The 22,320-nt window shown below is 60.3% G+C and carries 23 protein-coding genes, 1 other RNA gene and 1 pseudogene; 7 read left to right on the plus strand and 18 right to left on the minus strand.

Features of this window, described 5'->3' with window-relative positions; translation table 11 throughout:
* The 10 genes and pseudogenes from mraY to rsmI all read right to left on the minus strand — a co-directional run bounded on the left by mraY (position 1) and on the right by rsmI (position 9,343).
* Positions 1–1,083, minus strand: coding sequence for a phospho-N-acetylmuramoyl-pentapeptide-transferase (mraY, locus tag BN1127_RS07490; RefSeq protein WP_005332102.1), 1,083 nt, complete (start codon positions 1,081–1,083; stop codon positions 1–3).
* Positions 1,077–2,432 carry a UDP-N-acetylmuramoyl-tripeptide--D-alanyl-D-alanine ligase gene (gene murF / locus BN1127_RS07495; protein ID WP_042649037.1) on the minus strand — a complete coding sequence of 452 codons (1,356 nt, stop codon included), beginning with the start codon at positions 2,430–2,432 and terminating at the stop codon, positions 1,077–1,079. The genes mraY and murF overlap by 7 nt, the downstream gene beginning before the upstream one ends.
* The gene (locus BN1127_RS23065) at positions 2,429–3,715 is read right to left on the minus strand and encodes a Mur ligase family protein (RefSeq protein WP_414730587.1); all 1,287 of its coding nucleotides are present in this window, start codon (positions 3,713–3,715) and stop codon (positions 2,429–2,431) included. Before BN1127_RS23065 ends, murF begins: the two co-directional genes overlap by 4 nt.
* 126 nt (positions 3,716–3,841) lie before the next feature.
* Positions 3,842–4,039: pseudogene (locus BN1127_RS23130) on the minus strand (Mur ligase domain-containing protein); the annotation flags it as partial.
* 101 nt (positions 4,040–4,140) lie between these two features.
* Positions 4,141–5,907 (minus strand): penicillin-binding transpeptidase domain-containing protein, encoded by a 1,767-nt coding sequence (locus BN1127_RS07505; protein WP_042649039.1) that lies wholly within the window; start codon positions 5,905–5,907, stop codon positions 4,141–4,143.
* Positions 5,904–6,218 (minus strand): cell division protein FtsL, encoded by a 315-nt coding sequence (gene ftsL / locus BN1127_RS07510; protein ID WP_005332094.1) that lies wholly within the window; start codon positions 6,216–6,218, stop codon positions 5,904–5,906. The genes BN1127_RS07505 and ftsL overlap by 4 nt, the downstream gene beginning before the upstream one ends.
* A 3-nt stretch (positions 6,219–6,221) precedes the next feature.
* Complete coding sequence (rsmH, locus tag BN1127_RS07515; RefSeq protein WP_042649040.1) at positions 6,222–7,160, minus strand: 16S rRNA (cytosine(1402)-N(4))-methyltransferase RsmH; 939 nt, start codon at positions 7,158–7,160, stop codon at positions 6,222–6,224.
* On the minus strand, positions 7,161–7,619 hold the full coding sequence (gene mraZ, locus BN1127_RS07520) for a division/cell wall cluster transcriptional repressor MraZ (protein ID WP_042649041.1): 459 nt from the start codon (positions 7,617–7,619) through the stop codon (positions 7,161–7,163).
* A 442-nt stretch (positions 7,620–8,061) separates the two neighbouring features.
* Positions 8,062–8,448, minus strand: an RNA gene (gene rnpB, locus BN1127_RS20925) — RNase P RNA component class A.
* A gap of 61 nt (positions 8,449–8,509) precedes the next feature.
* Positions 8,510–9,343 (minus strand): 16S rRNA (cytidine(1402)-2'-O)-methyltransferase, encoded by an 834-nt coding sequence (rsmI, locus tag BN1127_RS07525; RefSeq protein ID WP_042649042.1) that lies wholly within the window; start codon positions 9,341–9,343, stop codon positions 8,510–8,512.
* 199 nt (positions 9,344–9,542) lie between these two features.
* On the opposite strand from rsmI, the gene BN1127_RS07530 reads away from it, so the two are divergent.
* From BN1127_RS07530 to dolP, 4 genes are read left to right on the plus strand one after another with little or no spacing between them, the layout of a single operon-like run.
* Positions 9,543–11,333, plus strand: coding sequence for a penicillin-binding protein activator (locus tag BN1127_RS07530; RefSeq protein ID WP_042649043.1), 1,791 nt, complete (start codon positions 9,543–9,545; stop codon positions 11,331–11,333).
* On the plus strand, positions 11,251–11,646 hold the full coding sequence (locus tag BN1127_RS07535) for a YraN family protein (protein ID WP_082030007.1): 396 nt from the start codon (positions 11,251–11,253) through the stop codon (positions 11,644–11,646). Before BN1127_RS07530 ends, BN1127_RS07535 begins: the two co-directional genes overlap by 83 nt.
* A 9-nt stretch (positions 11,647–11,655) precedes the next feature.
* Complete coding sequence (locus BN1127_RS07540) at positions 11,656–12,246, plus strand: D-sedoheptulose-7-phosphate isomerase (protein WP_005331389.1); 591 nt, start codon at positions 11,656–11,658, stop codon at positions 12,244–12,246.
* A gap of 4 nt (positions 12,247–12,250) precedes the next feature.
* On the plus strand, positions 12,251–12,829 hold the full coding sequence (gene dolP, locus BN1127_RS07545) for a division/outer membrane stress-associated lipid-binding lipoprotein (RefSeq protein ID WP_042649044.1): 579 nt from the start codon (positions 12,251–12,253) through the stop codon (positions 12,827–12,829).
* 46 nt (positions 12,830–12,875) lie between these two features.
* Here the strand turns inward: dolP and BN1127_RS07550 are convergent, their stop codons facing one another.
* The 8 genes from BN1127_RS07550 to zapE all read right to left on the minus strand — a co-directional run bounded on the left by BN1127_RS07550 (position 12,876) and on the right by zapE (position 19,056).
* The gene (locus BN1127_RS07550) at positions 12,876–13,283 is read right to left on the minus strand and encodes a ClpXP protease specificity-enhancing factor (protein ID WP_025328512.1); all 408 of its coding nucleotides are present in this window, start codon (positions 13,281–13,283) and stop codon (positions 12,876–12,878) included.
* A 17-nt stretch (positions 13,284–13,300) separates the two neighbouring features.
* The gene (gene sspA, locus BN1127_RS07555) at positions 13,301–13,930 is read right to left on the minus strand and encodes a stringent starvation protein SspA (protein WP_025328513.1); all 630 of its coding nucleotides are present in this window, start codon (positions 13,928–13,930) and stop codon (positions 13,301–13,303) included.
* An 87-nt stretch (positions 13,931–14,017) separates the two neighbouring features.
* On the minus strand, positions 14,018–14,752 hold the full coding sequence (locus tag BN1127_RS07560) for a cytochrome c1 (protein ID WP_025328514.1): 735 nt from the start codon (positions 14,750–14,752) through the stop codon (positions 14,018–14,020).
* Complete coding sequence (locus BN1127_RS07565) at positions 14,749–15,966, minus strand: cytochrome b (RefSeq protein WP_042649045.1); 1,218 nt, start codon at positions 15,964–15,966, stop codon at positions 14,749–14,751. The genes BN1127_RS07560 and BN1127_RS07565 overlap by 4 nt, the downstream gene beginning before the upstream one ends.
* Before the next feature lie 2 nt (positions 15,967–15,968).
* Entirely contained in the window at positions 15,969–16,559 is a 591-nt protein-coding gene (gene petA, locus BN1127_RS07570) for a ubiquinol-cytochrome c reductase iron-sulfur subunit (protein WP_025328515.1), read from the minus strand.
* A gap of 300 nt (positions 16,560–16,859) precedes the next feature.
* Entirely contained in the window at positions 16,860–17,252 is a 393-nt protein-coding gene (gene rpsI / locus BN1127_RS07575) for a 30S ribosomal protein S9 (RefSeq protein ID WP_005331372.1), read from the minus strand.
* A 14-nt stretch (positions 17,253–17,266) separates the two neighbouring features.
* Positions 17,267–17,695, minus strand: coding sequence for a 50S ribosomal protein L13 (rplM, locus tag BN1127_RS07580; RefSeq protein ID WP_005336289.1), 429 nt, complete (start codon positions 17,693–17,695; stop codon positions 17,267–17,269).
* 266 nt (positions 17,696–17,961) lie between these two features.
* The gene (zapE, locus tag BN1127_RS07585; protein WP_042649046.1) at positions 17,962–19,056 is read right to left on the minus strand and encodes a cell division protein ZapE; all 1,095 of its coding nucleotides are present in this window, start codon (positions 19,054–19,056) and stop codon (positions 17,962–17,964) included.
* Between the two features lie 139 nt (positions 19,057–19,195).
* On the opposite strand from zapE, the gene BN1127_RS07590 reads away from it, so the two are divergent.
* The 3 genes from BN1127_RS07590 (at position 19,196) to degS (ending at position 22,227) form a co-directional block, all read left to right on the plus strand.
* Positions 19,196–19,576: a Z-ring associated ZapG family protein gene (locus tag BN1127_RS07590; protein WP_042649047.1), complete on the plus strand. Its 381-nt coding sequence runs from the start codon at positions 19,196–19,198 to the stop codon at positions 19,574–19,576.
* An 81-nt stretch (positions 19,577–19,657) separates the two neighbouring features.
* On the plus strand, positions 19,658–21,016 hold the full coding sequence (locus BN1127_RS07595; protein WP_042649048.1) for a Do family serine endopeptidase: 1,359 nt from the start codon (positions 19,658–19,660) through the stop codon (positions 21,014–21,016).
* An 89-nt stretch (positions 21,017–21,105) separates the two neighbouring features.
* Positions 21,106–22,227, plus strand: a complete 1,122-nt coding sequence (degS, locus tag BN1127_RS07600) for an outer membrane-stress sensor serine endopeptidase DegS (RefSeq protein WP_041204883.1) — start codon at positions 21,106–21,108, stop codon at positions 22,225–22,227.
* The last annotated feature ends 93 nt before the right edge of the window (positions 22,228–22,320 follow it).

Consider the following 22,320-nt stretch of genomic DNA (forward strand, 5'->3'; position numbering starts at 1 on the left):
TTACCTCACCTTCAGGGTGGCGAGGCCGAGCAGCACCAGCATGAGGGTGATGATCCAGAAGCGCACGATGACGCGCGGCTCCGGCCAGCCCTTCTTCTCATAGTGGTGATGGATGGGCGCCATGCGGAAGATGCGCACGCCGCGCAGCTTGTAGGACCCCACCTGCAGGATCACCGAGACGGTTTCCATCACGAAGACGCCCCCCATGATCACCAGCAGGAACTCCTGACGCACCAGCACGGCGATGGTGCCGAGCGCGCCGCCCAGCGCCAGGGAGCCGACGTCCCCCATGAAGACCTGGGCCGGATAGGTGTTGAACCAGAGGAACCCCAGACCCGCCCCGACGATGGCGGTACAGACGATCACCAGCTCGGAGGTGTAGGGCACGTAGGGAATGTGCAGGTAGTTCGCGAAGTTCACGTTGCCGGTGGCCCAGGCGACAAAGGCGAAGCCCCCCGCCACCATCACGGTCGGCATGATGGCCAGCCCATCCAGGCCGTCGGTCAGGTTGACCGCGTTGGAGGTACCGACGATGACGAAATAGGTCAGCACGATGAACATCAGGCCAAGCTGCGGCATCACATCCTTGAGGAAGGGCACCACCAGCTGGGTCTGGCCGTCATGGGTCGCGGTGGCATAGAGGAACACCGCCACGGCCAGGGCAACGGCGGATTGCCAGAAGTACTTCCAGCGGGCGATCAGGCCGTCGGTGTTCTTGCGCACCACCTTGAGGTAGTCGTCGGCAAAGCCGATGGCGCCGTAGGCACCGAGCACGAACAGCACCAGCCAGACATAGGGATTGTCGAGGCGGCTCCAGAGCAGCACGGAGATGAAGATGGCCGCAATGATCATCAGCCCCCCCATGGTCGGGGTGCCCTTCTTGCTGAGGTGTGACTCAGGGCCGTCGTTGCGGATCACCTGACCGAATTTCAGGATCTGCAGGCGACGGATGAGGCGCGGCCCCATCCAGAGCGCCACCACCAGACCGGTGATGATCGACAGGATGGCGCGGAACGTCAGGTAGGAGAAGACGTTGAAGAAGGTGAAGTGCGGGGTGAGCAGTTCCGCCAGCCAGACTAGCATGTGGCTGACTCCTGACGGTCAACGACCATCTTGACGATATCTTCCATGCGGGACCCGCGAGCACCCTTGACCAGGATCGAGATTTCTTGATGTGTATTTATCATTTGCGCAAGCACTTCAAACAACGACGCCTTGTTATCGAAATGTCGACCCGCCGCGGCATCTGCGGTGTGACGACTCTGTTCCCCTACCGTCAGCACGGCGTCGAGGCTCTGTTCGCGGGCGTGGTGTCCGACCCGGGCGTGCTGGGCCTCGGACTCCTCCCCCAACTCCTTCATGTCACCAAACACCAGCACCTTGTAGCCACCCATGGCGGTCAGGGCATCGATGCCCGCCAGCACGGACTCCACGCTGGCGTTGTAGGTGTCATCCACCAGGGTGAGGCCACCCCAGCGTTGCACGCAGAAGCGGCCCTTGACCGGTGCCATCTGCTCCAGCCCGGCCTTGACCGAGGCGAGCGAGGCGCCCAGCGCCAGGGTACCGGCAGCGGCAGCCAGGGCGTTGGCCACGTTGTGGCGGCCCGGGATGGCCAGGGTCAGGGTCAATTCCCCCTGAGGGGTCACCATCACGAATTCGGCGCAGCCATGCCCGTTGAGTACGATGTCACGGGCGTGGAACGGCTGGCTCTGATCCTCGAGGGAGAAGGCGTAATGAATGCCCTTCGCCTGCCACTTCGGCCAGAACTCGTTGTCGGCATTGACGATGGCGGTGCCACCCTCGCTCAGACCCTCAAAAATTTCGCTCTTGGCGTGGAACACCCCTTCCAGGGAGCCGAACCCCTCCAGATGGGCGGCGGCCACGTTGTTGATGATGGCGGCATCGGGTTGGGCCAGCGACGTGGTCCAGGCGATCTCGCCGGGGTGATTGGCACCCAGCTCCATCACCGCAAACTGGTGCTGCGCCTCGAGGCGCAGCAGGGTGAGCGGCACCCCCACCTCGTTGTTGAAGTTGCCGGCGGTGGCCAGCACCTCCCCTTCCTGGCGCAGGATGGCAGTCGCCATCTCCTTCACCGTGGTCTTGCCACAACTGCCGGTGATGGCCAGCACTTTCGGGTTGATCCGCTCGCGTACCAGCTTGCCGAGGCGACCCAGCCCCTTGAGGGTATCGGCCACCACCAGTTGCGGAATGGCCAGCGGCAGCTCGCGCTCCACCAGCAGGGCAGAGGCCCCTGCCTGAACGGCCTGGTCGCAAAAATCGTGGGCGTCGAAACGCTCGCCACGCAGCGCGACGAACAGCGCCCCCTTGCCCAGAGTGCGGGTGTCGGTACTGACTGCCGTGATCTTGTGATCGCCGCCGATCAGACGGGCATCGAGCACCTGCGCTAGGTCGGCAAGCCTGAGGGTCATCATGTGAATGACTCCATTAATGTGTGCAACGCGGCCGCGACGGTTTCCCGATCGCTGTAGTGCCGCTTGTCGGTTCCAATGATCTGATAATCCTCGTGGCCCTTACCGGCCACCAGGATGATGTCCTGCTTGCTCGCCTGGCTCAGCGCCAGCTGGATTGCCTTGACCCTGTCGTGCTCGATCTGCACCAGACCGGGATCGCGAAGGCCCGCCACCATGTCCGCCATTATCTGCTCCGGCGCCTCGGTACGGGGATTGTCGTCGGTCAGGATCACGCAGTCCGCATGTTGCTCCGCCATGGCGGCCATCATGGGCCGCTTGCCGCGATCCCGGTCGCCACCACAGCCAACCAAGCACCAGAGCCGGCCTTCGCAGTGCACCCGAAGGGCCTGCAATGCCTTCTCCAGCGCATCCGGGGTATGGGCATAATCGACCACCGCCAGCGGCGCCTTGCCACCGCCGAAGCACTCCATGCGACCGGTCACTGGTTGCAGTTTCGGGGCGCTGGCCAACAGTGCATCGAAGTCATATCCCAGTACCAGCATGGCGCCCATGGCGGCCAGCACATTGCTGACGTTGAAGCGGCCGAGCAAGGGGGCGGATAATACACCATTCCCCCAGCTGGAGTTAATGCGCGTGTCAAATCCTTGTTGGTGGAAATGGGGGTCCTGCGCCGTCAACTGTCGCCCGGCATGGTTTTCAATCGGGCCATGCACGCCGAAGGCTACCGCGCCGGGGTAGGCTGCCAGCCACTGGCGCCCCAGACGGTCGTCGGCATTGATGACGGCGCAGGGCTCGTCCACCAGTTTCAGCAACTCTTCCTTGGCGGCACCATAGGCCTCCATGGTGCCGTGATAATCCAGGTGATCACGGCTCAGGTTGGTGAACACAGCCGCGGAAAACGGCAGAGCTGCGACGCGATGCTGCACCAGACCGTGGCTGGAGACCTCCATNNCATGGAGGCCTATGGTGCCGTGATAATCCAGGTGATCACGGCTCAGGTTGGTGAACACAGCCGCGGAAAACGGCAGAGCTGCGACGCGATGCTGCACCAGACCGTGGCTGGAGACCTCCATCGCCACCAGATCGGCTCCCTGCTGTTGCAGCGCCGCCAGATTGGCTTGCACCTGGACGGCGCTGCCTGTGGTGTTTTCTGCTTCGATCAGATTGCCAAACAGGCCGTTGCCTATGGTACCCATCACACCGGCCTTGCCTCCCAGCAGGGTGCGCCAGTTGGCGACCAGCAGGGCCGTGGTGCTCTTGCCGTTGGTGCCAGTGATGCCCACCAACTGCAGCTTCTGCGCCGGATGGTCATAGAAATGGCCAGCCAGTTCGGAGAGGCGAGCGGGCAGGTCCTTGAGCCCGAAACAGGGGATGGAAGTGACGGGGGCAACGAATTCCCCATCCTCCTCAAACAGGACGGCGGTCGCTCCCTGAGCCACCGCCTGTTCGATGAAACGCCTGCCATCCATCTGGTGGCCCCGGATTGCCACGAAGAGAGAACCGGGCCCGACTCGCCGGCTGTCGAGCTGGATGTCGGTGAGGGGAAGCGCCGGGGCAGTGATGCCGAAATGGCTCATGAGTTGATCAAGTGCGCGGGTCGGCAACATGGGAAGCCTCCGAATGGACAGGAATGCAGACGCTCAGGGGACGGGGCGCCATGGAAAACACCCCGACAGTCGCGGGGTCGACAGAGAAACGCGGATGCCTGTCAGGTACGAGGTGCGCCATTGGCGGTCTCCGTACGGGCAAGCTTCGCCGGCACCTCAGGGGGGATTGCGTCGGGGCGAATGTTGAAGAGCTGCAGCACGCCACCCATGGCCTCGGCGAATGGCGGGGTCGCCACGGCACCACCGTAATAGGCATCGCCCTTGGGCTCGTTGATCACCACCACCATGACGAAGCGGGGGTTGCTGGCCGGTGCGAAGCCGGCAAACCAGGCCATGTAATCCTTGCCGTAGCCACCGGCGACGGCGACCTTGGCGGTCCCACTCTTGCCACCGACCCGATAACCCGGGATCTGCGCCTTGGGAATGGCATTGCTGACCACGTACTCCAGCGCCTGCAGCATGGCGGTGGCGTTGTTGTGGTCGATGACCTGCTCACCCTTGGGCGGCGTGGTCACCTTGATGATGGAGAGCGGCACCCGCTTGCCCTTGTTGGCCAGGGTGGCATAGGCAGAAGCCAGCTGCAGCGGGGTGACCCGCAGGCCATAGCCGAACGACAGGGTCGCCCGCTCGATGTCGGACCAACGGCGGCGCTGGGGCAGCATGCCACCGCTCTCTCCCATCAGGCCGCTACCGGTATCCATCCCGAAACCGACCATGCTGAGGGTGTTGATCATCTCCTGGGCCGGCATCCGCAGCGCGATCCGCGACATGCCGATGTTGGAGGAGTAGCGCAGTATGTCGTACAGGTTGGTCGCCTTGTGAATGCTCACATCGCGAATCTGCTTGGCTCCGATAAACAGGGGACCACCGGGTATGGTGTCCTTCCAGCTGGTGACGCCCGCCTGCAGGGCGCTGAGCAGGATCAGGGGCTTGACGGTCGAACCCGGCTCGTAGGTGTCGGTCACCACCCGGTTGCGCACCCGGAAGCTCTGGTACTGGCCCCGGTTGTTCGGGTTGTAGGAGGGGGTGTTGACCATGGCGAGCACTTCGCCCGTCTTGACGTCCAGCATTACCATGGAGCCGGAGGTCGCCTTGTTCTCATCGGTGGCGCGCTTGAGGGCGCGGTAGGCCAGCGCCTGCACCCGCTGATCGATACTGAGCTGCAGATCGTTGGCGTGCTTGCCCTCCTTGACCAGGCCGAGCCGCTCGATGACCCGGCCTTGCCTGTCCTTGCGCACCCGCATCTCGCCCGGGGTCGCGGTCAGCCATTCGTTGTAGCTGCGCTCTATCCCCTCGATACCGCTGCCGTCGATGTTGGTCACCCCCACCAGATGGGCGCTGATCTCGCCGGTCGGGTAGAAACGGCGCGCCTCTGGGCGCAGGTAGATACCACCCAGCTTGAGGCCCTTGATGTATTCCGCCACGGCAGGGGTCACCTGACGCTGCAGATAGACGAAGCGTTTGCTGGGGTTGGAGATGCGGTGCTTGAGGGTGTTGATGTCGAGCTTGAGCACAGCGGAGAGCGCCAGCCAGGCGCGCTCGTTGTGGATGGCGCCGGACTCGTGGACCGTCTTGGGATCGGCCCAGACCGCCTCGACCGGCACCGAGACCGCCAGCTGCTCGCCGTTGCGGTCGGTGATCATGCCGCGCACCGCCTGGGTGGAGGTGGTACGCAGGGAGCGCATGTCCCCTTCCTGGCGCAGTCTGTCCGGATCTATCACCTGGATCCAGGCCAGCCGCAAGATCAGCCCCGCAAACGCGATGCCGATGAAAAACACCAGCGTGCGAAAGCGCCACGGGTAGAGTGACGGTGCTTTAACCTTGGCTTTGTCCTTTGCCGGAGCCTTGGTGGCGGCCTTGCGTGTCATGGTTGTGTAATTACCTTTTCGGTGGTCACCAACGGGCGAGCCATCTGCAATTTATCCATGGCCAGACTCGCCACCCGGGAGTGTTCGGCCAAGGTACCCTGCTCCAGCAGCAGGTGCCGCCACTCGATGTTGAGCCTGTCCTCTTCCGCCATCAGGTCATTCTGCTTGGCCGTCAACCCGCGAGTCATGTTGGTCACCAGGATCACCGCAAAGGCGGTGATCAGTACGGCCAGGGTCAACACGACCTGCAACTTGTGGCGCCAGAGATCGCTGATGATCTCCCTGGACAGATGAATCCGTACCTCACTCATGACTCAATCCGCCAGGCGCTGGGCGACTCGCAGCACCGAGCTGCGAGACCGGCTGTTTTCGGTGACTTCATGTTCGGAAGGTTTGAGCGCCTTGCCGACCGACTTCAACTTGCGGCCACCGGCCAGCTGAGCCTCGGTCAACGGGATGCCATGGGGCACTTCCGGCCCCTTCTCGTGCTTGCGAATGAAGTGCTTCACCAGCCGATCTTCCAGGGAATGGAAGCTGATGACGGAGAGACGACCATCGGTCGCCAGCGCCTGCAACGCACCGTTCAGCGCAGTCTCGATCTCGTCCAGCTCGCTGTTGATGTAGATGCGGATGGCCTGGAAGCTGCGAGTGGCGGCGTGTTTGCCCTTCTCCTTGCTCGGATTGACCCGGGCAATCATCTCGGCCAGCTGACGGGTGCGCACGTAGGGCTCGGTCACCCGATCATGGACGATGGCACGGGCAATCTTCTTGGCAAAGCGCTCCTCGCCAAAGGTCTTCAGCACCCAGGCGATGTCATCCACATCGGCGCGAGCCAGCCATTCGGCGGCGCTCTGGCCGGAGGTCGGGTCCATGCGCATGTCGAGGGGGCCGTCTTTCATGAAGCTGAAACCGCGCTCGGCGTCGTCGAGTTGGGGAGAAGAGACTCCCAGATCCAGCAGGAAGCCGTCGACCTTGCCGAGCAAACCGCGATCGCTCAGGTAGCTGGTGATGCCGGAGAAGGGACCGTGCACGATCTCGAAGCGGGGATCCTGGATCTTGGCCGCCTCGGCAATGGCCTGGGGATCCCGGTCGATGGCGAGCAACCGGCCGTTGGGACCCAGTTGCTGGAGAATGAGACGAGAGTGACCACCCCGGCCAAAGGTACCGTCGACGTAGATACCGTCCGGCTTGATGGCCAGCCCTTCGACGGCTTCGTGCAACAGCACTGTGATGTGTTCAGCGGCTTGGGTCATTTATAAAGAAAAGTCCTGTAGTCGTGGTGAACTTGCCCAATCGTCCTCGGGCAGGCCCAGAATGTCGTCATTGATCTGTTGTTGCCAGCGGGCTTCATCCCACAACTCAAACTTGTTGAGCTGGCCCACCAGCATGATCTTCTTGTCCAGCCCCGCATGGTTGCGCAGCGGCTGGCTCAGCAGCAGACGGCCGTTGCCATCCAGTTCGCACTCGGTCGCGTGTCCGAGCAACATGCGCTGCAGGCGGCGTTCAGCCGGGTTGGTACTGGAAAGTGTCTTGAGCTTGCGCTCTATCTCTTCCCATTCACTCAGGGGGTAAAGCAGCAGACAGGGGTGGGCAATGTCGATGGTGCAGACCAGCTGGCCGTCGCGCTCGGAGCGCAGCCAATCTCGATATTTGGTCGGAATCGCCAGTCGCCCTTTGCTGTCCAGGCTGATGGCGTGAGCGCCACGCAACAAATTGCAGTCCCTGAAAATGAGTTAAGGGGGCAAATCGCCCGATAAAAACCACTTTGATCCACTTTTCTCCACCATGAAGTTTAAGGACGAGCAGGGGGCTTTTCAAGCAAGGATCTCGGGCATGGGGAACATATTGACGCAGCGCAGGGAGGCTACAGATTAAATGAGTTGATTTTCCACAAGTTATTTGTGTTAACGGCCATAGGATTAATTGCGAATATTTTTAAAATGAACAATGTGAAAGAAGTAACACATGCTGGAGTCTCCCCTCTTTTTACACAGTAATGCATGACAACCGTATGCAAAAAAATGCAATGAATTGATTTACATGTAATTTTTATGATACTTCTCTATGTCGGCCAGTATCTGCATCCAATCTTTTGCTATTTTCTACCGCTATAAAAAAGAGCCTCGCGATAAATCGCAAGGCTCTTCAGGAATAGGTCGGAGTCGGCCTATAAGCCGGGTTCTGTACCGGGTTGCCCCGGGTAGCAATCATTCCTCTAGGCCAGCAATCGCTCACTGGCTCAAGCAACCTACCCGCCCCCAACGCGGGCCGCGCCAATAGGGGCCTATTTGGTCTTGCTTCGGGTGGAGTTTACCGTGCCACGAACTGTTGCCAGTCGCGCGGTGCGCTCTTACCGCACCCTTTCACCCTTACCTGATCCCTTGCGGGCCATCGGCGGTTTGCTCTCTGTTGCACTGGTCGTAGGCTCGCGCCTCCCAGGCGTTACCTGGCACCCTGCCCTATGAAGCCCGGACTTTCCTCCCCTCCGCCCGTCTGTCCCGAGGGACACAACGACGAAGCAGCGATTGCCCAGCCGACTCCGAGGCGCGGATTATAGCCTCGTGACTCAGTGGGGTAAACCGGCAATTCCCCTTTACGGCAATTAATAGTGCTCGAGGCCGTACTTGTAGAGGGCATTCTTCTTCACACCGTGGATCTCGGCGGTGAGAGCAGCCGCTTTTTTCAGCGGCAGCTCCGCTACCAGCAGCCCCAAAGTGCGGATAGCCTCGGCGGGCAGATCTTCATCTGTCTTGCTGGCACCGGCGACCACCAGCACGATTTCGCCACGGCAGCGATTATCGTCTTCCCCAAGCCAGGTCAGCATCTCGGAGGCAGGCAGACCGTGGATGGATTCGAAAGTCTTGGTCAGCTCGCGGCACACCACCACCTGGCGTTCACCGAGAATGCGAGCGATGGCTTCCACCGTATCCTGCACCCGGCGTGGTGACTCATAGAACACCAGGGAGCGGGTGTCTTCGATGACGGCCTGCAGCCGATCGTCGCGGCCCTTGGCTTTCGCCGGCAGAAACCCTTCGAAAGAGAAGCGATCAGTGGGCAGACCTGCGGCAGAGAGTGCGGTGATGGCGGCGCAAGGGCCCGGCAGCGGCACCACCTTGACCCCAGCCTCGCGACAGCGGGTGACTAGGTGATAGCCGGGATCACTGATGAGCGGGGTGCCCGCATCCGAGACCAGGGCGACGCTCTTGCCCTCTTTGATCCGGCCGATCAGCACATCCGCCTTCTGCTGTTCGTTGTGATCGTGCAGGGCGAAGGTCGGCACCGAGATCTGGTAATGGCTGAGCAGGATGCCGGAGTGCCGGGTATCTTCGGCGGCCACCAGATCGACGCTGCGTAAAATGTCCAATGCACGCTGGGTGATATCCGCCAGATTACCGATGGGAGTGGGGACTATATACAGGGTTGGGGTGTCACTCATGGGATCTCCGAGTGTCCCGACAATTGTGTCGCCATATTGGCCCGTTTACACTATGGAGAACTTCAACACTGGTCGGGGAATGAACTTGAACCGGGTTACAAAGCAGCTAAGTGTATCACGACTCTTCGGCATCATACTCGCGGCAGTACTGCTCGCCGCCTGTGCGTCGGAGCCCAACCCATCTTCCGCGGAGCCCGGCATGCCGTCGGCGTTCTCGGATCTGACCAAGAATGCCCAGTGGTATCTGGAGCAGGTGGATCCCGCCAAACCGGCTGAGGCCTTCACCTGGCAGGTGATGGCGGCGCGCAGCTATCTGGCGCTCGGCCAGGCCAAACCGGCCGCCGCCCTGTATCAACAGTTGCAGAAGCAGGCCGGCAACCCGGTACAGCAGGCACAGCTGCAACTGCTGCAGGCGCACCTCCTGCTGGCTCAGGGCAATGCCAATCAGGCCCTGATCCTGCTGGAAGGCAAGCCGGAAGTGGCCCTCGATGCCGATACCCAGAAGGATTGGTATCGCCAGCGGGTGGTGCTGCAACTGGACATCAACAACAAGTTTGGTGCGGCCAAGTCGCTGATCCTGCTGGAACCCTACCTGGCCAAGAATGAGCTGGCCACCAACCACCAGCAGATCTGGTCCCTGCTCAAAAGCATGACCCCCTCCACCCTGCAGGCGCTGGAAGAGGCACCGGCCCCCGACGTGACCACCGGCTGGCTGCGACTGGCGGCACTGGTGAACGAGTTCGGCGCCCAGCCGAGTCAACTCGCCCGCCAGCTGGCTGGCTGGAAGCAGAGCTTCCCGAACCATCCGGCCCAGACTGACATGCCGGCTGGCCTCGGGGATCTCGCCACCACGGACACAGGTGTACTGCAGCAGGTCGCCGTCTTCCTGCCCCTCTCCGGCAACCTGGAGGCGCAGGGCGCTGCCATCCGCAACGGCATGCTGATGTCCTACAAGGAAAATCAGGGGCAATTCACCCTGAACTTCTATGACACTCAGGGCAAGGCGATGGGGGATCTCTACAAGCAGGCGATCCAGGAGGGGGCCAACATGATCATAGGCCCACTGCTCAAAGATCAGGTCGAGGAGCTGCTCAAGGCCAGCCCGACCGTGCCGGTGCTGGCGCTCAACGAGCTGGACAAGCCGATCATCAACGACAACACCTTCTACTTCTCCCTCTCCGCCGCCGCCGATGCGAGCCAGGCCGCCCAGTACCTCTATGGTCAGGGTTACCGCAAGCCGCTGCTGATCGCGGCGCAAGGCCGGATTGGCTACAGCAGCATCAAGGCGTTCGAGCAGGCCTGGGCCGGCGTCAGCCAGGAGAAGCCCGTAGTCGCCACCTTCGGGGCGCGCAACGAGGTGCAGGGCATGGTCAAGAATGCCCTGAGCGGTCGATCCACCGCCCGGGCCGGGGAGATAGTGCAGCTCTCTGATGCGGCGCCGCGCAGCATAGATGCCGTCTATGTGGTGGCTAACAGCCTGGAGACCCGGATGATCAAGCCTTATGTGGACATCTCGGTCAATCCCATGGGCAGCCTGCCCATCTACAGCAGCTCGCGAGGCTATGACAGCGGGGCGACCGAGGTGGCTTCCGAACTCAACGGCATGCATATCTCCGACATGCCGCTGCTGCTGGGAGGCTATGAGCAGCAACGGGAGCAGATAGCCCTGCTCTGGCCACAGACCCAGGGTGACCTGCTGCGCCTGTTTGCCCTCGGCTACGATGCGGTCAGCCTGGCCGGCAACCTGCGGCAGATGCGCAAGCTCAATGCCATGCAGCAACCGGGCATGAGCGGCCAGCTGAGCGTGGATCCCCAGGGCAACATAGTGCGCATGCTGGACTGGGCCACCTACCAGAATGGCAAGCTGGTCAGCGACAGCGCCGTGCCCCAGCTGGAGGACACCACCCATGAAGAGGCTACTGACACAACTGCACCAGCAATGGTTGAACCTGTTGCCATCGGCAACGACGAGCAAGGGACAGCACTTTGAGCAAGTAGCGGAACGCTGGTTGCAGGCCCGCGGCCTGCAACCCGTGACCCGCAACTACCGCTGCCGTGGTGGTGAAATAGATCTGATCATGCGCCAGGGGGATACCCTGGTGTTTGTCGAGGTCAGATATCGCGCTCGGGCCAGCCATGGCGGAGCCGCCTGCTCAGTCACCCAACGCAAGCAGCACAAGATCGTGCTGGCCGCGCGCCACTATTTCAAGCAACATGCCATCAACGAGGCCAGCCAGGCCTGCCGATTCGATGTGATCGCGTTCGAGGGCGACCAGCCAAACTGGATCCAGAACGCTTTTTAAGAGGACCCCATGACTGATCCCATCAAAGAGAATTACACCGAAAGCATCCAGACCAAGATAGCCGCCGCCGAGGCGCTGCCGGACGCCATCCACACCGCGGCCCAGATGCTGACCATCTGCCTGCTCAATGGCCACAAGGTCATGGCATGCGGCAATGGCCCTTCCTCGGCCCTGGCACAGCTGTTCATCTCCGAGCTGGTCAACTGCTACGAGACGCCACGTCCCTCCCTGCCCGGCCTGGCCCTGACCCCCGACATGGCCACCATCAGCGCCATCGCCACCGATCACGGCTTCGAAGAGGTCTATGCCAAGCAGATCAGGGCCCTGGGTCAGCCCGGCGACATCTTGGTGGTGCTCACCACCACGGGCAACAGCCGCAGCCTGATCAAGGCCGCCGAGGCGGCACTCTCCCGCGACATGACCATCATAGTGCTCGGGGGGGGCGACGGTGGCGAGATAGCTGGCCTGCTCGGGCCCAACGATGTGGAGATCCGCGTGCCATCCGCCCGCCGCCCTCGCATTCTGGAAGTGAATCTGTTGACCCTGCACTGCCTCTGTGATCTCATCGACCAGACACTTTTCCCGCAACAGGAAGATTGAAACAATGAAGAAGCCTATTCTCGCACTCGCCCTGCTGACCGGCGCCCTGCTGCTGCAGGGCTGTGCCGCCGTGGTAGTCGGTGGCGCTGCCGGTACCGCCAAGGCGACCGGGGATCGTCGCACCCTGGGTGCCCAGTGGGACGATCAGACCATAGAGCTGAAAGCGGCCAATCTGCTGGCCGACAACAAGCCGCTGAGCGCCGCTAGCAAGATCAGTGTCTACAGCAATAACGGCCGTGTCTTGCTGGTCGGTCAGACACCGTCTGACGCCTACAAGCAGGAAGCGGGCAAGATTGTGGGCCGGATCGAAGGGGTGCGTCATGTCTACAATGAGCTGCGTCTCGGCAAGCCGGTGAGCATAGGGGTGCGCAGCAACGATACCTGGATCACCTCCAAGGTACGGGCCGACATGCTGGGCACCAAGAACTTCGACAGTACCAAGGTCAAGGTGGTCACCGAGAACAGCGAGGTGTTTCTCATCGGCCTGGTGACCCGTCAGGAAGGGGATCAGGCAGTGGAGATCGCTCGCCACGTCAGTGGGGTCAAGCAGGTGATCAAGGCCTTCGAGTTTGCCCAGAACTAAGCGGGCAATGATGAGATAAAAAAACGCAGCCAGTTGGCTGCGTTTTTTATTTGATGACTTTCAGGGTCGGACGGCCCGTCGGGCGCGGCGGCTCCGGCTCGGGTTCTACCGGCGCCTCGGCCTGCTCCAGCCAGAGATCGTAGCCCGGCTCCGGCGGGAACAGGGTTCCCACGCCGTTTTCCCTGGCATGAATGGCCAATATGGCCGCCATGGGAATGTAGACCTGCTGTGACACGCCGCCGAAGCGGGCGCTGAAGCTGACGGCATCATTATCCATGTGGAACTGGCCCACGGCCCGAGGCGCTATGTTCAGGACAATTTGCCCATCCTGCACAAACTGCATCGGCACCATCACATGGGGGATATTGGCATTGACCACCAGATGCGGGGTCAAGTCGTTATCCAGCAACCAGTCAAAAAACGCCCGCAACAGATAGGGGCGACTGGGTGTCATGGTCGGTTCCGAACTACTCATACGCTGGCACGGATCTCGCGTTCAGCCTCGGTCAGAGAGGCCTGGAAGGATTCACGTTCGAACAGACGGACCATGTAGGCCTTCAGCTCTTTGGCACCACGACCGGTGAAGTCGATGCCCAGGCTCGGCAGACGCCACAGCAGCGGAGCCATGTAGCAGTCAACCAGACCGAACTCTTCGCTCATGAAGTAAGGCATTTCGCCAAAGATAGGGGCTATGGCCAGCAGGTTGTCACGCAGCTCGGCACGGGCGGCTTCGGTATCGGTGCCCGCCATGATCTTGTCAGCCAGAGAGTACCAGTCCAGCTCGATGCGATGCATCATCAGACGGCTGTTGCCGCGAGCCACCGGATAGACAGGCATCAGGGGCGGGTGCGGGAAGCGCTCGTCCAGATACTCCATGATGATGCGCGAGGTGTACAACGCCAGCTCGCGATCCACCAGGGTCGGTACAGTGTTGTACGGGTTCAGCTCGGCCAACTCGTCCGGCAGGTTGCTCGGGTCAACCTGGCAGATATCCACGCTAACACCCTTCTCCGCCAGGACAATGCGCACCTGATGGCTGAACATATCGTTGGCACCGGAAAACAGCGTCATTACCGAACGCTTATTGGCAGCTACAGCCATTGAACCCTCCCGTCATTAAAAAGCAGAAACGGCAATGAAGCATTTTGATCTTCATTGCCGTGCGTCATATTACTCCGATCTGGTCGCTTAGTGAACGTCGCGCCAGAATTCCTTCTTCAACAGCACAGTGAAGATGAAGAAGATTGCGATGAAACCGAGCACCCAGAAGCCCATGCGTTCGCGCTCCTGTTGCACCGGCTCAGCCGAGTAGACCAAGAAGTTTACCAGATCCAGTACCGTCTGATCATATTCTTCGTTGTTCATTTCACCATTGCCGTCAGATTTGATGCTGACGACTTGCTGCATCTCCACTCCATCCAGGGTGTGCGTCTCGAACTCGGCACGGGGCGTCCCCTGCAACGGCTCCAATACGTGGGGCATGCCCACAGACGGGAAGACCGCATTGTTCACCCCGAACGGCCGGGTTTCGTCCACATAGAAAGACCGCAGATAGGTGTAAATCCAGTCGGCACCCCGCACCCTGGCCACCAGGGTCAGGTCCGGGGGCGGCGCCCCAAACCAGCGCGCCGCATCCTTCTCAGACATGGCGCTCTTCATCAGGTCGCCAATCTTGGCACCGGTGAAGACCAGGTTCTCCCTCATCAGCTCTTCCGGGATGCCGATGTCGGCAGCCACCCGGTTATAGCGCTGATATTGGGTGGAGTGACAGCCGGCACAGTAGTTCATGAAGGTCGCAGCACCTCGTTGCAGGGATGCCTTGTCACTCAGATCGTACTCTGCCTTGTCGAGGGGGAAGCCACCGCCAGCGGCCAATACCAGACCGGGCAGCAGGGCCAGCACTGCAAAAATTATTCTTTTCATTTGAATGTCACCCTCTCCGGCAGCGGCTTGGTGCTTTCATTCTTGCTGTAGAAGAACAGCAGGACGAAGAACCCGAAATAACCCAGAGTGCAAAGCTGCGCGATCAGCGTCAGCATAGGCGTCGATGGCAGTACGCCCAGCACACCCAGAATGACGAAGCAGACCACAAACTGGGCGATGTTCAGCTTGTGCAGGGTGCTGCGGTAGCGCACCGAACGTACCTTGCAGCGATCAAGCCAAGGCAGCAGGAACAGCACGACGATGGAGAGCCCCATCATGATGACCCCCAGCAGCTTGTCCGGCACAGCGCGCAAGATGGCGTAGAAGGGAGTGAAGTACCAGACCGGGGCTATGTGCGCCGGGGTCTTCAGCCCGTTCGCCACTTCGAAGTTCGGCTTCTCGAGGAAGTAGCCCCACATATCCGGCTTGAAGAAGATGATGGCGCAGAACAGGAACAAGAAGCCCGCCACCCCAATCATGTCCTTGACGGTGAAGTAAGGGTGGAACGCCACCGCATCCAGCGGCCAGCCTTTCTCATCCTTGTGCTTCTTGATGTCGATCCCATCCGGGTTGTTGGAGCCGACTTCGTGCAGCGCCAGGATGTGCATGGCCACCAGCATCACCAGCACCAGCGGCAAGGCGATGACGTGCAGCGCGAAGAAACGGTTCAGGGTAGCCCCAGAGATGACGTAGTCACCCCGGATCCACAGGGTCAGATCGTCGCCGATGACCGGAATGGCACCAAACAGCGAGATGATGACCTGGGCACCCCAGAACGACATCTGTCCCCAGGGCAGCAGGTAACCCATGAAGGCTTCGGCCATCAGCACCAGGAAGATCAGCATGCCGAAGATCCACAGCAGCTCGCGCGGCTTCTGATAGGAGCCATAGATCATGCCGCGAAACATGTGCAGATAGACCACAACGAAGAAGGCGGAGGCGCCGGTGGAGTGCATGTAGCGCAGCAGCCAGCCGTAGTCCACGTCCCGCATTATGTATTCCACGGAGGCAAAGGCACCCTCCGCCGACGGGTTGTAGTTCATGGTGAGCCAGATGCCGGTGATGATCTGGTTGACCAGCACCAACATGGCAAGGGAACCGAAGAAGTACCAGAAGTTCAGGTTCTTGGGAGCCGGATACTTGGCCATGTGATCGTTGTACATGGCCGTGAGCGGGAAACGATCGTCAATCCAGCCCATGAGTTTGACAAACATGGTCAGGCCTCCTTGCCATCGGCACCGACCAGAATGGTGGTGTCGCTAAGAAATTGGTATGGCGGAATGACCAGGTTCAGCGGTGCGGGCACGCCCTGGAACACTCGACCGGCCATGTCGAACTTGGAACCATGGCATGGGCAGAAGAAGCCGGAGGTCACCCCTTGCACCTGCTCACCGAAGCTATCCGGCAGGTAGGAAGGGGAGCACCCCAGATGGGTACAGATACCGACCGCCACGAAGATCTCCGGCTTGATGGATCTGTAACCGTTATGGGCATAGTCCGGCTGTTGTGGCTCATCGGAAGCGGGATCACGCAGTTTGTCATCGTGAGTGGCCAGGGCATCCAGCGTCTGCTTGGTGCGCTTCACCACCCAGACCGGCTTGCCGCGCCACTCGACGCGGATCAGCTGACCCGGCTCCAACTTGCTGATATCCACCTCTACCGGTGCCCCTGCCGCTTTGGCTTTGGCACTCGGATTCCATGACTTTATAAACGGCACTGCGGTAAAAGCAGCTCCTACTCCGCCAACGGCAACCGTTGACCAGGTAAGAAATCTGCGGCGACCGGTATCAACTGGCGCATTGCTCATCCAAAAACTCTCCCATGTGGACTCCGCTCATTCTTATAGTGTCCCCGTTTCCTATCTCCTCTCCCTCTGACAACTGCGGCGGAGGCGGAGTGGCAATTGACACAGAAAGACCATGGAAATTTTAAAGAAAAGATAACAATTTGACAAGAAAGAGAAGCGATGGGCAAAAACAATAAATACACAAATTTTTGTCTTTTGTGACGTATGGTTAGCATTGGCGTATGTAATATTACCAATAAAAAAAGCCTGGCACATGGCCAGGCTTTTTTGACACTCGTGAGAGTGCGTACCAAAAGCGAATTAACGCTTGGAGTACTGCGGACGCTTACGCGCTTTGTGCAGACCAACTTTCTTACGCTCAACCTTACGGGCATCGCGAGTAACAAAGCCAGCTTTACGCAGTTCAGAACGCAGGGTCTCGTCGTACTGCATCAGAGCACGAGTGATACCGTGGCGGATCGCACCAGCTTGACCGGAGATGCCACCACCGTTAACGGTGATGTACAGATCCAGTTTCTCGGTCATCTCAACCAGTTCCAGCGGCTGACGAACTACCATGCGGGCAGTCGGGCGGCCGAAGTATTGCTCCAGGGAGCGCTGGTTGATGATGATTTTACCGCTACCCGCTTTGATAAAGACGCGAGCAGTGGAGCTTTTGCGACGGCCGGTACCGTAGTATTGATTTTCTGCCATGTTGCCAGTTCCCGTTAGATATCCAGTACTTGAGGTTGCTGAGCAGCATGAGCGTGCTCTGCGCCTGCGTAAACTTTCAGCTTACGGAACATGGCACGGCCCAGCGGCCCCTTCGGCAGCATGCCCTTGACGGCAGCTTCGATTACCATTTCCGGCTTGCGCTGAATCAGCTTGTCAAAGCTGATGGACTTGATACCACCCGGGAAACCGGAGTGAGCGTGGTACATTTTGTCGGTAAATTTCTTACCGGTTACGTGTACCTTCTCAGCGTTTACAACGATGATGTAATCACCGGTGTCAACGTGCGGAGTGTATTCAGCTTTGTGCTTACCACGCAGACGAGCAGCGATCTCGGTTGCGATACGACCCAGAGTTTTACCCTCTGCGTCCACAATGTACCAGTCACGTTTTACGGTTTCTGGCTTGGCAACGAAAGTTTTCATTAAGTTAAACCCAATTACCTGTTACAGACCCAATTGCTTATGGGGGCTCTCCCACAAACAACAAACGATGGCCTACCTGTACCCCTTCGAATACAAGTAAAGCTTAAAGTGTTGCTGCCTTATCGACAGCTGTAACGTGGGCCGGGCGATTATAAGTGAAGTTGCCTTAAATATCACCTGCTAATTTCACTGCCATGAAGCTAGCAAATGTCGCCCGGCCCTACCTGCCGCAGATGCCCATCCGACTGGCAGGCGCGGTATTGTGACTAAGGAAGGTGCACTCTGGCAAGGTATTCGTGCGATTGCATTTCCTGGAGCCGTGAAAGACAGCGCTTGAATTCGAAATTCAGCAGGCCATCGCCGTAGAGCGCGGCCATGGGCACCGCCGCCGACAGAATGAGTTTGACGTGCCGCTCATAGAACTCGTCCACCATGGCGATGAAACGTCGCGCCGCATCGTCAGTACCTGTGCCCATGGGCTGCACGTTGGCCAGCAGCACGGTGTGAAACTCCCGGGCCAGTTCTATGTAGTCCCCTTGGGATCGCGGGGTGCAGCAGAGCTGCTCGAACTCCATATAAAGCACCCCTTCCCCCACGCCCAACGCGCTCAGCTGACGATGGTTGACCTCCAGGGTCGCGGGTGTGATCTGCGCCAGCCCGGTCAATTGTCCAAAGTAGCGGTCCAGATTGGTCTTGGCCTGCTGATCCAGCGGGAAGTGATAGATTTCCGCCTGCTCCAGGGTGCGCAACCGGTAATCGACGCCACCATCGACATTGAGCACCTCGCAGTGGCGCTCGATCAATTCGATGGCCGGCAAGAAACGGGCCCGCTGCAGCCCATTGCGATAGAGCTCCTTGGGTGGAATGTTGGAGGTGGTCACCAGCACCACGCCATGACCGAACAGCTCCTGGAACAGGGTGCCCAGCAGCATGGCATCCGTGATGTCGGAGACGAAAAACTCGTCAAAGCAGATGATGTCTGTCTCGCTGGCGAGCTTGCTGGCGATGAGTTTGAGCGGATCGGCCTGACCGGTCAGTCCCTTGAGTTCGTCGTGCACCCGATGCATGAAACGGTGGAAGTGGACGCGTAGTTTGCGCTCCCCCGGCAGGCTGTCGAAAAAAGTATCCATCAGCCAGGTCTTGCCTCTGCCCACTCCGCCCCACATATAGAGACCCAGGATGGGCTCGCGGGCTTTCGGCTTTTGCAGCCAGCCCAGCAGGCCACGGGATCTGGTCGGAGTCGGGCTGGCGCACAAATCCTGATAGAGTCGCTCCAGGCGGGTCACGGCCATCGCCTGGGCCGGATCGGCCAAAAAGCCAGGACGCTGCAAATCCTGCTGGTATTTTTGCTGCGGGGTCATCCTGTAAACCGCCTCCAAGTCCCTGAATGAGGGACAAAATGGTATCACGCTCTCGGGGTGCACGGTATAGTGCCAACGAGGCATCGCGGTCAATCCGGCCGCCTCAAACTCATCGATTTAGCTGTAACAAGGAGCTTCTATGACTCTGTTAAACGGGATCCTGCTGGCGGTAGCCGCCCTGATCATCGGCGTGTTGATCGGCCGCTTCACTGTCCGCAGCCGGGATGCCGGGCGCCTGGAACAGGAGCTGAAAAAGGCTCACAAGGAGCTGGAAAGCTACCAGGGCCAGATCACCACCCACTTCGCCGACAGCGCCGCCCTGATGGAGCAGTTGGCTGAGCAATACCAGACCCTCTATCGCCACATGGCCGAACAGAGCAAGTTCCTCGCCAAGGCGCAAGAGCCCCTGTTCCGCGAACCTCAGGTGGAAGAAGCAACCGCTGAGTCCGCCAACGAGGAGCCCGGCCAGCCACCCCGTGACTACGCGGGAGCCTCCGGCCTGCTCAAGCAGCCCGGTTAGCCTCTGGTGGAACTAATTACGCCTTATCGTGGTCAGACCTTGACGATTGCACTGCAACTTTTTCTGGGAGCTGTTTCTCATATGCGTAAATCTTTTTCTGTATTCAGTGTGTTAGCCCTCAGTGTCGGTATCGCCCTGTCCGCAGCACCGGCACAAGCCGCCCTGCCCCTGATGGGCAACAGTCAGGAGATGCCGAGCCTGGCCCCCGTCCTCGAGCAGGTGACCCCTGCCGTGGTCAATATCTCCGTCTCTGGCAAGAAGATCACCCGCCAGCGCCTGCCGGAACAATTCCGCTTCTTCTTCGGCCCCAACATGCCTGACGAACAGGTGAGCGAACAGCCCTTCCAGGCGCTAGGTTCCGGCGTCATCATAGATGCCAAGAAGGGCTACGTGATCACCAACGCTCACGTGGTTCACGAGGCGGACGAGATCAAGGTCAACCTGAAAGACGGTCGCGAATACGCGGCCAAGAAGATAGGTGAAGACAAGCAGTCCGATATTGCCCTGCTGCAAATCAAGGCGGAGGACCTGGTGCAGATCACGTTCGCCGACTCGGACGAGCTGCGGGTCGGTGACTATGCCCTGGCCATCGGCAACCCCTTCGGCCTGGGTCAGACCGTCACCTCGGGTATCGTCAGCGCCCTGGGTCGCAGCGGCCTCAACATCGAGAACCTGGAGAACTTCATCCAGACCGATGCGGCTATCAACTCGGGCAACTCGGGTGGCGCCCTGCTCAACCTGCGTGGGGAGCTTATCGGCATCAACACCGCCATCCTGGGCCCGAACGGCGGCAACATAGGTATCGGCTTCGCCATCCCCTCCAACATGGTGCGCGACCTGTCCGAGCAGATCGTGAAATACGGTGAAGTGCGCCGTGGCCAGTTGGGGATCACCGGCACAGAGCTGACCACCGACATCGCCAAGTCCTTCGGCTACAACAAGAAGGATGGTGCCTTCGTCAACCAGGTCATGCCTGACTCCGCCGCCGCCAAGGCGGGCATCAAGGCCGGCGACATCATCATCAGCATAGATGGCAAGCCCATCCGCTCGTTCGGTGAACTGCGGGCCAAGATCGCCACCATGGGCGCCGACAAGCAGGTTGCACTCGGCCTCATCCGTGATGGCAAGGAGCAGACCGTCAAGGTCACCCTGAAGAAGGCCGATGACAGCGAGATCCTCGCCAGCGCCCTGCACCCGGCACTGGAAGGGGCCAAGCTCAGCACCACCACGGATCCGGTGACCGGCGTAGCGGTGGCCGACATAGATCCGCGCTCCCCTGCCGCCGCCGCCGGCCTGCAGAAGGGCGACATCATCATCGGCGTCAACCGTCTGCGTATCAACTCCATGGATGAGCTGACCAAGGCCTTGAAGAACAAGCCGGAAGTCCTGGCGCTGAACATACAGCGTGGCGACTCCTCGCTCTATTTGGTGATCCGTTAAGTCCCTCACACCCGCGGCAACCGCCGCGGGTGATTTTTATCCACCGATAATGTTATTCTCTGCGCGCAGCATGTACGGACGAGAATGACATGAAAATCCCACCTTTGATCAGTTACTTGGGCAAGTCTGTCGGCTTTGGCCTCACCGTGGCTGCGCTCCTGTTGCTGCTGTTCCCCAGTTTTCGGGGCGGCGCCCCCCTGCCGGGTCTCATCACCAATTCCCGCGAGCTGAGTTTCTCCTATGCCGCCCACCGCGCCGGCCCTGCCGTCGTCAACATCTACACCCGCAGTTTCGCCGGCAATCGCGGCGAGAAGGCAGAGCTGAGGCCACAGGGGCTGGGCTCAGGGGTCATCATGAACCAGCGCGGCCATGTGCTGACCAACTACCACGTCATCGCCGATGCGGACCAGATCATAGTCGCGCTGCAGGATGGCCGGGTATTCAGCGCCGAGCTGGTCGGCACCGACAAGCTGACCGATCTCGCCGTGCTCTACATAGAGTCGGACAACCTGCCGGTGATACCGCAGGATCCCGAGCGCCTGCCTGACGTAGGCGACGTGGTGCTCGCCATCGGCAACCCCTACAACGTCGGCCAGACCATCACCCAGGGCATCATCAGTGCCACCGGCCGCATAGGGCTCTCCAGCATGGGGCCGGACAGCAACGGCCGGCAGGATCTGCTGCAGACAGATGCCGCCATCAACGAGGGCAACTCGGGTGGCGCCCTGGTCAATGGCCGTGGCGATCTGGTGGGCATCAACACCGCCGCCTACCACCTCAACGGCAATCAGGAGAGCTACGGCATCAGCTTCGCCATCCCCTACAAGCTGGCCAAGCGGATCATGGACGAGCTGATTGCCAATGGCCGGGTCATTCGCGGCTACCTCGGCATCTCCAGCGTCGAGATCAACCCCATAGTCGCGCGCATGATGAATCTCGGGGATCTGCAGGGTCTGGTGGTAGAGAGCCTGGATCCCGATGGTCCCGCCACCAAGGCCGGCCTCAGGCGTGGGGATGTGCTGCTCAAGATCAACGGCGAGGCCATCAGCGGCGTGCGCCCCGTGATGGACAAGATCGTCGAGAGCCGCCCCGGCACCAAGCTGACCATCTCGGTGATCCGCAATGGCAAGCCCCTGGACGTCGACGTCATCATAGAGGAAGACGTGCGCTACCAGAACCTGCCCACCAGCAGTGCATCACCCGCCAGCTGACGGCAAGGGAGTCAATAAAGGGGCCATCAAGGCCCCTTTTTCGTGCCTACCTCTCAGGCCCGTCTTCCCTGGCGTGAGATGACTCAGAGTTTC

The organism is Aeromonas media (assembly GCF_000819985.1).
GTDB lineage: Bacteria > Pseudomonadota > Gammaproteobacteria > Enterobacterales > Aeromonadaceae > Aeromonas > Aeromonas media.